The organism is Coleofasciculus sp. H7-2 (assembly GCF_042747725.1).
Lineage (GTDB): Bacteria > Cyanobacteriota > Cyanobacteriia > Cyanobacteriales > FACHB-T130 > FACHB-T130.
In genome coordinates this window covers 1-15,613 of sequence record NZ_JBHZGO010000006.1, presented here as the reverse complement: position 1 = coordinate 15,613, position 15,613 = coordinate 1, and the positions used below count along the sequence as shown (strand labels likewise).

Sequence of the window (15,613 nt, the reverse complement as noted above, 5' to 3'; positions counted from 1 at the left end):
ACACCTAGTAATATTTTGAGGAATCTGCTTGAAATTGAGCAAGTTGAGTCAGTAGAATCCTCACTCCATAATTTATCTTCTATCTTTGGATAGATATTCGTTTTTATTATCAAACATGGCAATTCTCTCTGGGTTCGTCAAGAGAAGAGTGTAGTTTGATCTCCCTATCCCGAACCCCTCTAACCCTGAAAGACTATCCCAAACTCCTCATTTCCTCACTCCTCACTCCTCACTCCTCAGTCCTCAGTCCTCACTCCTCACTCCTCACTCCTCACTCCTCACTCCTCAAATATAGAAATTTTTAAGACTTTGCCCGAATACTGTTGGCAAATCAGGTTGAGGGTAGACTGATTGATGGCAGCGATCGCAGGAGCAACTCAGGAGTCGCCATTGAGACAATTATGCACACAGTCGTTTTAGTTCTCGTTGAAGTGCTGATCGTGATTGGACTCTCCCGGCTGATGGGGCTTGGGTGTCGCTTCATCAAGCAACCTTTGGTGATTGGCGAGATTATCGCGGGGATTATGCTGGGACCCTCTCTGTTTGGTTTGATTGCTCCAGATTTAGCCGCGAATTTATTCCCAGCCGAAACCATTCCTTTCTTGAATGTGCTGTCTCAAGTGGGGTTGATTTTTTTCATGTTTCTGATTGGCTTAGAGCTAAATCCGAAATACCTCAGCGGCAACTTAGAAATCGCAATTTTAACCTCACACGTCAGCATTTTAGTGCCGTTTTCTCTGGGTAGTTTGCTAGCTTTGCTGCTTTACCCGATGGTTTCTAATAGTAGCGTCGCCTTTACCGCCTTTGCTTTATTTTTGGGGGCGGCGATGTCGATTACCGCTTTCCCTGTATTGGCTCGAATTATTACCGAAAATAACTTGCAAAGTACGCGGTTGGGAACATTGGCGCTGACGTGCGCGGCGGTCGATGATGTCACGGCTTGGTGTTTGTTGGCGCTAGCGATCGCAGTGACGCGCACGAACAGCATGGCGGGTGCGATACCAACGATTCTGTATTCCCTACTCTACATCGGGTTCATGGTAACAGCAGGGCGTTGGTTCTTGCAACGACTTTCTAGCTACTATGACCGCGCAGGTCGGATTAACCAATTTGTGCTGGCTGGGATTTATATGGGCGTCGTCGCTTCCGCCCTGATTACTGAATTAATCGGTATTCACTTGATCTTTGGGGCATTCCTGCTAGGAGCGGTAATGCCAAAAACCCCTGGTCTTGTAGGCGAATTAGCTCATAAAACAGAAGACTTTGTTCTCACCTTTCTGTTACCTATCTTTTTTGCCTATAGTGGTCTGCGGACGCAAATTGGCTTACTCAATCGCCCGGAATTGTGGTTACTTTGTGTCGCTGTTGTAGCAGTGGCAATTATTGGGAAATATTGTGGCACTTACGTGGCGGCTCGTGTCGGTGGCATCGAGAAACGAGAAGCCGCAGCACTGGGTTGGTTGATGAATACGAGGGGCTTGACCGAGCTAATTGTGCTAAATATTGGTCTGTCCCTAGGTGTAATCTCGCCTTTGCTGTTCACCATGCTAGTGATTATGGCGCTAGTCACAACGTTTATGACCTCGCCACTTTTGGAATGGACGTATCCGAAAAAGCTGATCAAGCTGGATGTGATGGAGCCACCAACCGTTGAGGAAGGTACACAGATGGCTTCACCCACCTATCGAATTTTGGTGCCGGTGGCGAATCCCAATACGCAAAAAGGGTTGATGCAACTGGCAATTGCGATCGCTGGCACGAAATTGCCATTTGCAGCAGTTCATCCCCTGAGCTTGATTCAACTGGAAGAAGACTATGTTTTTGAAAGTACCCCAGCTGAAGCCGAACGGTTAATTCAAGAACGCCGCTATCGCCTGGAACAATTGATTCAAAGCTTGGAACCTCCAGAAGTTCGTCAATTAGTGCATCCCATTATCCGCACTACTAATGATGTCGCACGAGAAACAGCACAAATTGGTAAACTCGACCGTGCTGATTTAATTTTGTTGGGATGGCACCGCCCAGCTTTTAGCAGAAACCGATTGGGAGGACGAGTAGGGCAAATTCTCACTCAAGCACCCGTAGATGTGGCAGTTTTTGTTGACCCAAAAGGAAGCGATCGCGAATTTGACAATCGCTTCTACGAAAAATTGTTAGTGCCCTACTCTGCCAATATTCATGATGATTTGGCATTAGAACTCGCTATCAGGCTCCTCTCTAATAGTGATAATCGGCAGCTCACGGTTCTGCGGGTCATGCAAGACGAGTCAGTCAAAAGTGAATTTAGTTACGAGCTTCGCAATATGATGGATCAATTACCTTCTTCATTGCGCGATCGCATTCATATCGAAATTGTCGCATCCCCCGACCCCATTCAAGTCGCGGTGCAGGCATCGGCATCTGTCGATTTGACTATCGCCGGTACCAGCCGCGCCTGGGGAATCGAGCGTCAAACATTGGGTCGCTACACCGATCAACTCGCTGTTCAGTGTCTCTCTTCCCTGTTGATTACCCGGCGCTACTCAAAGCTCACCTCTCACCTATCCTCGGTGCTTACCAATCAAAGCCAAGAGGAGGACCTTGCCCCTAGTTCCGAGACTCTCTCATGAAGCATTTCAACTTGAAATCCTTAGGGTTTTATGGTGTAGCAATTGTTGCTGTCATGATTTTATTTAACGTGGTCAGCGCCTACGGAGAATCCAAGCTGAAAGCGCCTCCTGCCATTGGTGGAAGCTATCGCCTCAATGCCCAAAATTTACCTGGATGTCTCAAAGCAGACAATTTAATCTTAAGTATTCAGCAATCGGGAATTTACTTATTCGCCTCTTTATTGCCAGCGGATACTAATGCTAAATTGACAGCGATCGCTGAAGAAAGACCCTCTCTGACTGGACAATTGAGTAATCAAAACCTAAGTTTATCGGGGACAGTTCCTGCCCTTCCCAAGTGTGGAGAAGCGATTAAGATTCAAGGCAGAATAGAGGACAAAACACTGACTGGTCAAATGGCTCTGGGTTCTAATCCTGATGCTGCATTTACCGCCCAACGTCAGCAGCCAGCGCAACCAGATCGGGAGCATTAAAGCGCTCCAATTCATCTTTTCTCATTGCTATAGCAGCCCTCAATGATTCGTGAAGGCGAGATACCCGACTCCTGTAAGAAGTCGGGTATCTGAATCCTGGCTCACAACTCAAATAAGATTGCTATATGAATTTCTACCTATTTTAACAGTTCGCGTAGGTTGGGTTGAGGAACGAAACCCAACAAATGCTTGTGTTTTGTTGGGTTTCGTTCCTCAACCCAACCTACAATTATTTTTAACTACAATTATTTTTAACCGAAGCATATTGGACTCAACTGCTTGCCCGCTATAAATGCATCGCTAACAGCTAATTAATCAATGATGAATTAGCAATTAACCATTAGCAATTCCCAGCAAAACAAGATTAATGAATTTTTTGGCAATCTATGGTTGCCTCTGTCAAACTATTATTGCCATTTGGGTTTGAAGTTGTAAAAATAGTGGATTTTGCTCCCGTTGCATCGTTATTTCCCACATCAAAACTGACCGTATAAACAGATGCATCAGGCGCGTACACTTCAAGTTTGTAATTGCCATTAGAAGGCAGCAATCCTTGCCACTGTGCCCCATCGGTAATCGTCCCGACGGTTTGCCCTTCCGGATCGATCACCGAGATATTGACGTTGCCTTCTACAGCTACCACCGTCAATAGCTGCCCTTGAGTGGCCCAAAGCGAGAAAGAGTGGCGCTGATTGGGTTCTAAGCTGCCACCCATCGTTGTTTGTGTAGAACCTGAATGGAAGCTGACTTCCTGAGTTGATAGCGTATCTGATGGAACCGTTAGTGCTTCAGGTGGGCAGTTATCCAGCGGTGCTGAAAGCGTCTCTTGGGGGGGTTTGTGTGGCGGTCGTTTTCTTCTTTTTGGAGCCAACCGACAGATGATCGCTGACCCAGCGCTGACCAGCAAAGCCAGCGCTGGAGCTGCTACAGGAACCCATCCTGCTTGCATAAAGAAATAGAAGCCGGTAACAAACAAAATGCCCAGCGTTGCCGTTCCAACCACAATCAATCGCAGGGGATGACGGATTCGCCAAGTTAAAATGCCCCCAACGACTGCCCATCCCACAATCCATAGCACCTCAACCCATTCCGACCAAGACCAAAACAAAGGTCGCTTGTCTAGAACGACGCTGAGGATTTGGCTGACGGTCTGTGCTTGCACCCGTACCCCAAACATCTTACGACCGCCTCCGTAGGGGGTGTAAAAAGCGTTATCAACCGTGGGTGTGGTGACACCGATCAGAACGATGCGATCTTTAACCCAATCGGGGTTGATCTGACCTTTTAAAACTTCAGTGAGCGTTACCTGCTGGGCGATATTGTGAGCGGAGCGATAATCAAGCAAGATTTGGTAGCCGCCTGAATCTGCCTGCTGGTATCCTCCAAAATTTGCTTCTAGGGGTTTGAATACAATTGAATTGAGCTGGAGATAATTTTTCGGGTGCGGTTGTGCCTCGATTCCCATTTGTTCCAGGTAGCGCAGCGCCAGTCGCGCACCCAGGGAGTAGGGCGTCTGACAGCTTCCGACATCGGAAGTGGCAAACAAGAGACTGCGGCGAACGGCGTTATCGGGGTCGATGACCAGATCGTCGAAGCCAAGGCGGTCTTCGGGTACAGTTTTTGGCGGTGCAACTCCCGGATTATCGATATCGCTGATTTTGCAGACGGTAATGATGCGATCGCTCGTTTGCAATTGCTTGGCTAATTCTGCATGACCCGGTTCTATTGGTATATCGCGGTAAATATCTAAACCAATGGCACGCGGTTGATACCGTTCTAGTTGCGCTAACAGCTGATGCAGCGTGCGATCTGATAGAGGATATCTATTTTGAGCTTTGATATCTGCTTGGGTGATTTCGACGACCAGGAGGCGAGGATCTGGCCCTTCCATCGGGGATGAACGATCTAAGTCTCCCAATACCCGCGTTGCAAACCGTAACCGCACCATTTGATCGAAGGTTGCCAGTTCCAAGGACTGCAATCCTCCTAGTTGTCGTACCCCCAGCAGCAAGCCGGTAGCGAGGATACCCGCGATCGCTAAACGGATGGGGGATGCCTTTTTCTCAATGACACCGACGCAATCGCTAATTTTTTGCCTGCTTTTGTCAGCAAAATTTTCTGGAACCGGCGTAGTTTCAGATAAGGATACTTCTGTCAATGAAGCGATCGCTTGGCTGACTTCTGTAGCGGACTGGTAGCGATCGCGGAAGTGGTATCGTACCATCTTGTCTAAAATCGCTGTCAGGCGATCGCTTACCTTTACTTTATCCCGCCAAATAATCTCAGAGGTTTCAGGATCTTCTGGTAGCTGGTTCGGTCTTAACCCTGTCAACAGTTGGATCGCAGTGATACCTAAGGCATAGATATCGCTACTGTATTTTGGCTTACCCGCTAATTGTTCGCTGGGCACATAACCCTGAGTGCCAATTCCCACTGTAATGCTGGTTTCTTCGGTTCCACTTGCCAACTGGGTGCGGATTTCCTTGACCGCGCCAAAGTCAATTAAGACTAATTTACCGTCCTGCCGCCGCCGGATCAAATTGCTCGGCTTGATGTCGCGGTGGATGACTTGATAAGTATGAACAAACTCCAGAATGCCTAGTACATCCTGCAAGAACTGAATAATTTCAGATTCGCTCAGTCGCGTACCTTGGTGCAATTCATCGCTCAGGGGAGAACCTTCTATGAACTCCTGCACCAGGTAAAATTGTTGGTCTTCTTCAAAGTAAGCCAGCAGATGGGGGATTTGTTGGTGGTGTCCCAATTTTTCAAGCGTTTTTGCCTCGGTTTTGAACATCCGCCGAGCCACCTGCAAAAAAGCAGGATCTTGACGGGCAGGTTTGAGGTGCTTTACAACACACCTGGGGTTTCCCGGTCGCTGCGTGTCCTCGGCAATGTAAGTTTGACTAAATCCTCCCGCTCCTAAGACTTTGACTACTTTATAGCGCCCTCCCAGTTGTGTTCCCAGCATGGTCGCCCAGTATGCATCAATCCTGATTTTGGCACACAACTCAGTTTTGCTGAGCTTAGTTATTGATCTGAGGCGATGTGCGACTTTTTTTAGCCCGCCAATTTATCGGGGGGTTGGGGGATCGAGACACTTTAGGTAGCAACGGCAGATCCCTTAAAAAGGAGGGAATTACCTAAAAAGTTACACGCGGCATTATCTGTTGTCAGTTGTCAGTCGTTAATGATTTCTCCAATCCCCCGTGACAACTAGCTGTTAATTGCTTGTTAACAAGATTTCCGATAGCCGTATGGTAGTAACAAGCGATGCTTGTTAACAACTTTCCCAAATGCAGATGATTCAAGGTACAACCAAACTTTTAGGGGTGATTGGTCATCCCATCGAGCATTCCCTATCGCCGGTGATGCACAATGCGGCGATCGCTCATTTAAAATTAGATTACGTTTATGTACCTTTGTCGGTGCCGCCGGAAAATTTAGAGGAAGCGATCGTCGGTTTTGCTGCGATTGATAATTTTGTGGGCTTTAGCGTCACCATTCCCCACAAACAGGCAATTATCCCCCTCCTATCAGAAGTATCAGACATTGCCCAAGCGATAGGAGCTGTAAACACCGTTACCAAGACGGATAGGGGATGGGTTGGCACCAATACGGATGTTACAGGCTTCCTTTCCCCCCTGCAAGCTGACAATGGCGATTGGAGCCAAAGTGTAGCGGTGATTTTAGGCAATGGCGGTGCGGCGCGGGCGGTGGTTGCAGGTTGCAAAAAACTGGGTTGTGCCCAAATCCATGTGGTTGGGCGGAACCTGGAGAATTTAACCGCCTTTCAAGACAGCTGGCGCAACTCCTCTTTACCAGTAGAAATCAGCATCCATTCTTGGGAAGAACTACCGAATCTGATTTCTCAAGCATCCCTGTTAGTAAATACAACACCCGTTGGGATGTACCCGAAGGTTAACGAGTCTCCCTTAGATGCAGAGGCGATCGCTAACTTGCCAGAAGGCGCGATCGCTTACGATCTGATTTACAAGCCCAACCCTACGCGGTTTCTGCAACAAGCACAAAGACAAGGCGCGATTATCGTTGATGGACTGGAAATGCTCGTCCAGCAAGGAGCCGCCGCCCTGAGAATCTGGTTAAACAGCGAGCCGCCAGTAGACGTGATGCGCCAATCTCTACAAAAACAATTAAACATCAAAAATTAAACGCAGTCTGCAATTTTCTGTATTTCTCCCCCCATTTATGCTCGTTCCGCGCAGTGCGGGAAGGGGAGCCATATTCAAAGCCCCTCTCCGTGTCGGAGAGGGGTTTGGGGAGAGGTCTGCCGACTTGTGTGTACACGGTAGCCTTGAAAAAGGGGGCTAAGAAAAAGTTGCACACCGAGTAAATTTGCGGCTATACAAACCAAGCTGTGGCGTTGGCAGGCTTTTTCACGCGAATTTTTACTTATATATTACAATTTATTAAAATTATCTTTCTAAGTACAAATGTAATCTCTTGCGAGTTTCACTGAAGAGAACCTATCGCTCTTTTACCTCAATCTTGCAAGATTTGCGGTAGCTTAGACATCACTTCACTCAATCTTTACAAGTTGACCCGTAAAAATACCTGTTAATTTAAAGATTACGTAAAGATACTGCCGTACTGATGTGGTATTAAGTACTTGTTGCGTAGTATAGAGCAGCCCTAAAATCGGCAGCTTGCGTACCTTACTGGAACCGCTAATTTTTACGGAATCTCAGGATTAGAGGATCGGGCTTCACAGAAGTGTGGGCTGGCTGATTCAAAAACATCGCTCAGGTTCTAAGTTTAGCTTCAAGTATTTGATTTTATTAACTTTGGAGAGGATTAAAAATATATGGTGGAAAGCCGCAAAGATATTAGAAACAATCCCACGCTTTCTGGATTGCCACCCCTATTGCGGGTTCCATCAGAATCATTGCGAATCTCTGAATTAGCTTTTTCCAAGGCTTTAGCAGGCTCTAAGACTTCCCAGACAATAGGGGACGAACGCGGGTACGCGCAGACGCGCCCGATCCGTTTTTCTTTAGTGGTTCCCACCTACAACGAAGGTGACAACATCCGGGAGATTGTCCGGTTACTGACTCAGCTGTTGGATGGAGCTATCCCGAATGACTATGAGCTGATTGTGGTCGATGATAATAGCCCGGACGGAACTTGGGAAATCGCTCAGGTTCTGATGTTGGAGTATCCGCATCTGCGAGTGATGCGGCGGGTTGAAGAACGGGGACTTTCGACAGCGGTAATTCGTGGCTGGCAGGCAGCGCGGGGAGAGATATTAGGTGTAATTGATGCCGATCTCCAGCATCCGCCAGAGTTGTTATTGCAGCTGTTGGCGAAAATGGATCGGGGAGCAGATTTGGCGGCTGCCAGTCGCCATGTGGAAGGTGGCGGCGTCAGCGACTGGAGTATTGTACGTAGAGTTTTATCCCGTGGTGCCCAGATGCTGGGGTTAATACTGCTACCTGGGGTAGTGGGTCGTGTCTCCGATCCGATGAGTGGTTACTTTTTGGTACGCCGCGAGTGCTTGGTGGGCAAAACACTGAGTCCGGTGGGTTACAAGATTTTGATTGAGGTGCTGGGTCGGGGTGATATCCGTTGGATTGCTGAAGCAGGCTATGTGTTTCAAGAACGCCAAGCGGGTGAAAGTAAGGTCTCTGCAAAGCAATATGTAGATTATCTGCGACATCTACTGAGGTTGCGCCTTTCCCGGTGGCCCATTGGTCGATTTCTCCGATTTGGTGCAGTCGGTTTCAGCGGCGTATTTGTAGATATGGCAGTGTTTTATTTGCTGCGTACCCAAGTGGGATTGGGATTGACGACCAGTGCAGCGTTGGCTTCGGAAGTGGCAATTATCAATAATTTCTTGTGGAATGACAGCTGGACTTTTGCTGACATTTCCAGCCGCCAACAGGGATGGAACAAGCGCTTCAAGCGGCTATTGAAATTTAATCTGGTTTGTCTGAGTGGGCTGGTATTAAACCTTTTGATCCTGAATTTGCTGTTCAATGTCCTGGGCGTTAATCAATATGTTGCTAAGCTGATTGCGATCGCTGCCGTGACTCTGTGGAATTTCTGGATCAATCTGAAGCTCAGCTGGCGGGTGACGGAAACCAAGTAATCTGAGTCCTTAGTCATTAGTCCTGAGTTACTCGTCATGAGTCCATCAATGGCTCTTGACCAATAACTCTTAACCTATGACCATTGACTAATGACTAATAACTGGCTGCTGCTTTTAGTGTGGATAGGAGTTGGGTCGGGCTTGCGCTTGCTGAATTTGGCTGGCAAGTCGCCTTGGACGGATGAATTTTCGACGCTGGTTTTCAGTCTGGGCAATAGTTTTCGCGGTGTTCCCCTAGACCAAGCGATCGCACTCGATACTCTCCTGCAACCCTTGCAACCAAACTATTCAGCAGGAATCAAAGATGTCATTCATAACTTAGTCACTGAGAGTAACCATCCCCCACTTTACTTTGTGCTAACTCACTTGTGGCTGAAACTATTTCCGCCAGATGGGGGATTGGTTTCGCTGTGGGGGGCGCGATCGCTAGCTGCCCTTTTCGGTATCGCCTCTATCCCTGCAATGTATGCATTTGCTGGGAGAGCGTTTCGTTCTCGATTGGTAGGGCACTTGGCGGCGGCGATGATGGCAGTTTCGCCCTACGGCATCTTTTTAGCGCAGGAAGCCCGTCATTATACCTTGGCAATTCTGTGGGCGATCGCTTCCCTTGCCTGTCTGGTGGTTGCCGCACGATACCTTCAGCGTCAGGCACCTCTGCCCATTTGGCTCGTACTCCTCTGGGTAAGTATTAATACATTAGGAATTTCTAGTCATTATTTTTTCATCCTAACTGTGTGTGCCCAAGCGCTGGCTTTGATTGTCCAATGGCAACAGCGGACTCAGGATAATTTTAAATTTCCTCCTCTCAAATCCTCGATCCCATTGCTGGCGGTTGCCGCAGGGACGCTGGCGGGGGGATTAGTGTGGATGCCAGTATTTTTACAGAACAGTTATGGGGGTAAGCTAACCGAATGGATTCAAGGCGATCGCGTCGGTTTTGCTTGGCTTAGCCCCATATTTCAAGCGATCGCGGCTTGGATTACCATGATCGCCTTGCTGCCGGTGGAATCACCCGATTTAGTAGTGGTGATTTTCTTTGTAGTTGTGATGCTGCTGTTTTTCATTTGGGCGCTACCCATCCTCTATCGGGGCTTGAAAATCCAGCGCCAAGAGGCAGGTTTGACAAGCCAACTGTTTGAGCGTTTCATTTGGAGTGCGATCGCGCTATTTTTTGTCTTTACCTATATCCTTGGAATTGATTTAACTCGCGGGGCAAGGTATAACTTTGTCTACTTCCCAGCAGTAATCGTTATCGTAGGAGCCAGTCTTGCCGCTTGCTGGAACGCTGTGAGGGCTGAAGAAACTACTTTAAAAGAGTCAGTTCCAGTCAGCACCGATCCCGACTCAAAAGTCAAAATTCAAGATGCAAAACTTTTTATCAAAACATCTGGCAAAAAAGCTGTGGCGCTCATTTGGCTAATGGGACTTTTGAGCGGACTAACAGTAGCCTGCAATTTGGGTTATCAGAAATACTATCGCCCCGATCTCTTAGTGCCACCGATTATAAAGTTGCAAGATTCCTCATCTTCAGATGTGCAAGTGCCAATTCTAATTGCCACAACTCACAAAACCCATGTACAAAATGGGGAAATGATGGGAATCGCGTGGGAACTCAAACAGCAAGCGGTACAACCAAGCAAAATCCAATTTCTCCTAGCTCATCAAGACCAAAAGCCTCAAACTTCAACAGCGGTGCTGCAAAAAACTTTGGCGACTTTACCGCGCCCTCTAGATGTTTTGCTGGTAAATTTCCACGCACCAATAGAGTTAGATAAATGTGTTACTAATGCCAATTTCCCTTCAGTGGATGGCTACGAAACCAAACTTTATTACTGTCGAGATCGTTAAAGTTCAACTACTTTTTTTGACACTTTCTGGAATGCTCAGCGACGACAAACCCGCGATCGCTCTTAAATTTTGAGAGCGAATTAACTCTGTAAAATTCAAACCGGGGCGACCTTCAATTTTACCTACGGCTTCAATTGCCGATAACAATTGCTGGGCAGCTTCAGCTTCCGTGTAGCCGCGCCGAATCGCTACTTTGATTGCCGCTTCATCCGCATCTAGTTCAGACTGAGAACTGCGAGTATTTCGCCAAATTTGAGTCGCTGCCAATCCGCTCAATCCGCTAGCTACGACAACACCCACGGCATCTCCTTGGACAAGCTGCACCATTGCTCCCAGTGCCCCAGCCACCACCACGCCTTGATAAAGGTCGGGTTTAAACCACTTGACAGCACTCAGCCAAGCAACTGTGCGTAAAATCAGCAAATCTCGCTGCGGCTGAGATAAGCGACGCCATAAATCAAAATTAATATAAATCGGTCGATCTTGTGCCCAAGGCAGCGGAAACGGGCTATCAATCACCTGCGGTTGCTCCGGTTTGCTGACCACTTTTGTCAGCATTCGACCAGATGCAGGCATGACATCTAATAAGCGGCGAATTTCAGGATCTGGATTCATCTTGGATGGCTTGGGGCAACTATGGTAGAGACGCGATCGCTCCGCCTTTCTACTAACTCAAAACTATTCTATGTTTTAGCGAGAAGGAGATGGAACGGCTGAAGCCGTGGGCTTGGGTTGAGGAGCCTGAGTTTGCGGAGTGGTGGTGGGCGTGGCTTTCGGGGTAGTCGTGGGATTAGCAGCCGGAGGACGGGGGGGTGCGATCGCCTTGGGTGTTGTCGATCTGGGTGTCGCCGGAGCTTTTGTGGCGGGCGCTTGCAGCCGAGCCGGTGAGGGCGCAAGGGCTGGGCTGACAGGTGTTGACGTTGGTTCGGGTGAAATCGTCGTAGCCGGTAAGGGCGTTATGGCTGGGTTGACGGGTGTTGCCGTTGGTACAGGGGAAATTGTCGCACCGGGAGCGGGAGACACCGTTGGGTTGCCAGCGGGAGCGGTGATAGACGCAGGAGCGCCTTGTACACCCAAAATGCTGGGATCTCCGGTATCAAATACGCCAGCAAGACAGGCAATCATCATCGTCGCCAGCGTGCCAGCAAATAGCGCTTTCCAACCGAGTTCGGAGATATCTTTGCGCCGCGAGGGAATTAGGGCAATGGTACCGCCGACAAAAATGCCCACCGAAGCCAGATGGGCAAATCCAGACAAAGCATAACTGACGATTAACACCGTGCGATCGCTCACAATTCCGGCTTGGGCGGCTTCTGCTAATGCTTGATAGGGAGGAATTGCAGTTTCTAAGAGTCGCCGCCCAATAATTACAGAAGCTGTCCAAGATTCGCTAAAGGGGACGCCGGTTAAGATTGTTAGGGGATAAAACAAGACGCCTTGGATATTTGCCAAAGTGACAACTTTAAATACGTCACCCACTACTCCCGGTAAACCTCCCAACCAACCAAAAAATTGATTGACTAAAGAAACTAAACCCAAAATTAAGATCAGCACGGCAGCGATCGCTACCGCCATCTTCACCCCATCTAAAGAGCCGACAATCGCCGCATCTAAGGGGCTGACTCGCTCGATAGGTTCTCCAGCCACTGTTTCCTGTCTGTACGTCCCTTCCTTTTCGACTTCCTCAAACTCATTTTGCTCAAATTCTTTGGCTGTTTTCTCGCTAGGAATTCCACCCAGTGTCAGCGGGGTTCCTGTTTCTGGCACTAAAATTTTCGAGATCACAAAACAGGCGGGGATGGCGATAATCGACGCCGATACTAAGTGTCCCAAAATGTTGGGAAATACAGGTCTGAGGAAACTGACATAAATTGCCAGGGTTGAGGAGGCAGCCGTACCAAAACAACAAGCTAGAATCGAGCAAAGTTCCGAACGGGTCATTTTCGGCAGATAAGGCTTGATGACAATCGCCGCCTCAATGCCCACAAAAATATTAGCCGCACCGCTGAGCGCTTCCGCCCCACTCAAGCGCATCGTCCAATAAAATAATTTGGCAAACAGCTCGGTGATGACTTGAATGACGCCGATGTTGTAGAGTAGCGCCATCAGCCCGGAGAAAAAGATTACCGTCGGTAAGGCGCGAAAGGCAAAAATATAGCCGAGATTGATCGGTGGATCTTGACCGGGGATGGGGACAATATTTCTCCCAAAGACAAACCGCGCCCCAGTATCAGCAGCGACAAACACTGCATCTAGTAAGGTCGTAAAGCGCTCTAGCGCTATTCGCGTGGGGGGAAACTTGAACACCAAAAAAGCTAAGACTAATTGTAAGCCGATGCCCCAGATAATGACGCGCCAAGGAATGATTCGCTTGTGTTCGGAAAAGAGCCATGCGATCGCGCATAAACCAAAAATGCCCAGAAAGGAGATAAGGTTAAGATACCAAGGATGAGACATGGGCTGAATCCTTACTTCTACACGAGAGTGCTTTCCAGTTTGTTGTCCCTTGCAACCAATGCCTTTTTCGGCTTTATTCCCGCCTTGAGAGGGATGACACGGTATACCCAAGACAATACCCGAAAATGAGCTGTTGAAGCAGCACTACAGCTTTAAAATAAGCACAGAAGCCTGTATCTTATTCAAACTTAAGAATTCCTAAATACAAGGAAACCACTTATCTAGAGCAGTCCCAGCTTGCGAATGCTGCTCTTGGGCAGTTAACTACCCGCAAATTCAATACATGGAAGCTTTTGACTCAGTTCCTCCCCAATGGATAGAATCTGCTATTCACGCCCACGAATTTTGCTGTCCCGCCTGTCGGGCTTCCTCAAGGAAAGCGCAGCGGGTTTGGCTCAACCGGCGATCGCCCGTAATGACGGAAGACTATCGCCGAAAATGGCAGGAGTTTTATCAGTGCGAGTGTAATTGTGTGTGGTGGGCATGGAGTAGCGATCGCCCTCCCTCAGGCTTGGCAAAACGCGAACAGCCCCCAATTGACGAATGATGCTCTTGCCCTAGCTCAGGGATGATAATTGGGATTATCGATCGGCAACCCTTCCGGCTGTGCAATGGCAAGCAAGCGATCGTCAGCTGAGAGAAACACCAGCGACGGGGATGATGTCGAAGCGACACGAGATTGCACCTGCAACCCTGATGCTAATTGAACCGCATCATAAGCACGCAGAGGATACATCAGGATCAGTTGACCTGCTGCTTCACAAAGCGTTTGGTCAATTTCAACGACTTGGTACTGAGTATTAAAATGAATACGAAAGTCTCGGACAATTCCATTCAAATCAGTTGCTGACAGACGCCCCTCCCGTTGACGACGAGCCAAAGCGCTGAGGACTTCCACCCAAGCGATTTGGGAAATGTGCAGTTCGTTGCCCGTCCTGGGGTCGGCAAGCGCCTGTACCCAGGCGCTACCAATCTCAGCCACATATCGTTTGACGAGGGCGCTGGTATCTAGAAAATAGGCAGTCAATAGGGTCCACGATCCTCAATAACGATTTCTGAAAGTGGTTTGCCAGGAATTTTACCTAGTCTCTCAGCCCGTTCGCGCAGTTCCTCTTCGGAAACTGGATCAATTTTGCCACGAAGAGGCGGCAGAGTGAGCTTTCCAGTCTCAACGAGGGGCATCAGCGCCCGTTCAGTCTCAGTCATTGGCTCTCGCACGGGTGGCAAGACTCGCAGCCGCACTTTCTCACCTTCAGTTAGGTTTACAGGATTTAGTGGGCGTAAAACACCGTTTTCGTATACCGCTGTAATAATTTCTGACATAATTCACCTTTTGCCTAACACCTGATAACTGGATGCTTAGGCTTATTTTAATCAAGTAAAGCTGTCGGAGTGTGGTTTAGGAGAGGCGATGCCCTCCCTCAGACTTGGCAAAATGCGAACCTCCTTCGGAAGAGCGATCGCTTAGAATTACCTTGTCAAAGCTGTATTTGCTTGAGTAAGCTAGGAGCAAATTCCTCTATCTAAAGTTTTAAATTGAAGACAATAATACATTTGCATAGCATTATCCGCAAGAAAGTATCGCCTCGGTTGAGCAATTTTTTATTAACCTTTTTTCTGACCACCGCATTCTCAATTTTTGCTATCCGCTACCTTGCTCCTAGTTTTTACCTTTTTCAAGGTAATAGGCTGAGTGACCAGAAAAAACTAGACGAGGCGATCGCCGCTTATCACAAAGCCATCCAACTCAGACCGGATGATGCTTATAATTACACAAATCTTGCACGTGAGCTGTGGAGACAAGGCAAACTAGAGGAAATGATCGCAGCTTATCAGAAAGCCATTCAACTCAGACCGAACGATGCTTATAGTTACCAAGGTCTAGGACATGGGCTTAGGGAACAAGGCAAACTCGACGAGGCGATCGCTGCTTATCAGAAAGCCATTCAACTCCAACTAAACGATGCTTATGGTTATGTTTTTCTAGGCTATAAGCTGTTATGCATTTAAACTGTGATAAGAGCATTGCCCTTGTTTTTGAGCTTTCGTTCCCATTTGATAATCAACTCTCCTTCATTTAAAAGCTTATGTAATACATACTCTAGCTCTTCAATTGA

The 15,613-nt window shown here is 48.0% G+C and carries 13 protein-coding genes; 8 read left to right on the top strand and 5 right to left on the bottom strand.

Annotation, left to right across the window (positions count from 1 at the left end; all coding sequences use genetic code 11):
* The first annotated feature begins 155 nt into the window (after positions 1–155).
* The 3 genes from ACFW2W_RS01400 (at position 156) to ACFW2W_RS01390 (ending at position 3,082) form a co-directional block, all read left to right on the top strand.
* A complete protein-coding gene (locus tag ACFW2W_RS01400; protein WP_378172319.1) occupies positions 156–305 on the top strand; it encodes a hypothetical protein in 150 nt (49 codons plus the stop codon).
* A 96-nt stretch (positions 306–401) separates the two neighbouring features.
* Positions 402–2,609, top strand: a complete 2,208-nt coding sequence (locus ACFW2W_RS01395) for a cation:proton antiporter (protein ID WP_378172398.1) — start codon at positions 402–404, stop codon at positions 2,607–2,609.
* Positions 2,606–3,082, top strand: a complete 477-nt coding sequence (locus ACFW2W_RS01390; protein WP_378172317.1) for a hypothetical protein — start codon at positions 2,606–2,608, stop codon at positions 3,080–3,082. Before ACFW2W_RS01395 ends, ACFW2W_RS01390 begins: the two co-directional genes overlap by 4 nt.
* Before the next feature lie 364 nt (positions 3,083–3,446).
* Here the strand turns inward: ACFW2W_RS01390 and ACFW2W_RS01385 are convergent, their stop codons facing one another.
* Complete coding sequence (locus ACFW2W_RS01385; RefSeq protein WP_378172314.1) at positions 3,447–6,053, bottom strand: CHASE2 domain-containing protein; 2,607 nt, start codon at positions 6,051–6,053, stop codon at positions 3,447–3,449.
* Between the two features lie 331 nt (positions 6,054–6,384).
* On the opposite strand from ACFW2W_RS01385, the gene ACFW2W_RS01380 reads away from it, so the two are divergent.
* From ACFW2W_RS01380 to ACFW2W_RS01370, 3 genes are all read left to right on the top strand, one after another.
* A complete protein-coding gene (locus tag ACFW2W_RS01380) occupies positions 6,385–7,254 on the top strand; it encodes a shikimate dehydrogenase (RefSeq protein WP_378172395.1) in 870 nt (289 codons plus the stop codon).
* 653 nt (positions 7,255–7,907) lie between these two features.
* Positions 7,908–9,191 carry a glycosyltransferase gene (locus ACFW2W_RS01375; RefSeq protein WP_378172312.1) on the top strand — a complete coding sequence of 428 codons (1,284 nt, stop codon included), beginning with the start codon at positions 7,908–7,910 and terminating at the stop codon, positions 9,189–9,191.
* 90 nt (positions 9,192–9,281) lie between these two features.
* Entirely contained in the window at positions 9,282–11,039 is a 1,758-nt protein-coding gene (locus ACFW2W_RS01370; protein WP_378172309.1) for a phospholipid carrier-dependent glycosyltransferase, read from the top strand.
* A 3-nt stretch (positions 11,040–11,042) separates the two neighbouring features.
* Here ACFW2W_RS01370 and ACFW2W_RS01365 read toward each other — a convergent pair whose 3' ends face one another.
* Both ACFW2W_RS01365 and ACFW2W_RS01360 read right to left on the bottom strand, forming a co-directional pair.
* Positions 11,043–11,654: a DUF3318 domain-containing protein gene (locus tag ACFW2W_RS01365; RefSeq protein WP_378172306.1), complete on the bottom strand. Its 612-nt coding sequence runs from the start codon at positions 11,652–11,654 to the stop codon at positions 11,043–11,045.
* A 75-nt stretch (positions 11,655–11,729) separates the two neighbouring features.
* Complete coding sequence (locus ACFW2W_RS01360) at positions 11,730–13,496, bottom strand: nucleoside transporter C-terminal domain-containing protein (RefSeq protein WP_378172304.1); 1,767 nt, start codon at positions 13,494–13,496, stop codon at positions 11,730–11,732.
* A gap of 283 nt (positions 13,497–13,779) precedes the next feature.
* On the opposite strand from ACFW2W_RS01360, the gene ACFW2W_RS01355 reads away from it, so the two are divergent.
* Complete coding sequence (locus ACFW2W_RS01355; protein WP_378172301.1) at positions 13,780–14,043, top strand: hypothetical protein; 264 nt, start codon at positions 13,780–13,782, stop codon at positions 14,041–14,043.
* Between the two features lie 15 nt (positions 14,044–14,058).
* Here the strand turns inward: ACFW2W_RS01355 and ACFW2W_RS01350 are convergent, their stop codons facing one another.
* Positions 14,059–14,523: a type II toxin-antitoxin system VapC family toxin gene (locus tag ACFW2W_RS01350; protein ID WP_378172299.1), complete on the bottom strand. Its 465-nt coding sequence runs from the start codon at positions 14,521–14,523 to the stop codon at positions 14,059–14,061.
* Entirely contained in the window at positions 14,520–14,819 is a 300-nt protein-coding gene (locus ACFW2W_RS01345) for an antitoxin family protein (RefSeq protein WP_378172297.1), read from the bottom strand. The genes ACFW2W_RS01350 and ACFW2W_RS01345 overlap by 4 nt, the downstream gene beginning before the upstream one ends.
* 267 nt (positions 14,820–15,086) lie before the next feature.
* Between ACFW2W_RS01345 and ACFW2W_RS01340 the strand changes: the two genes are divergently transcribed.
* The gene (locus tag ACFW2W_RS01340) at positions 15,087–15,506 is read left to right on the top strand and encodes a tetratricopeptide repeat protein (RefSeq protein ID WP_378172295.1); all 420 of its coding nucleotides are present in this window, start codon (positions 15,087–15,089) and stop codon (positions 15,504–15,506) included.
* Positions 15,507–15,613: the final 107 nt, after the last annotated feature.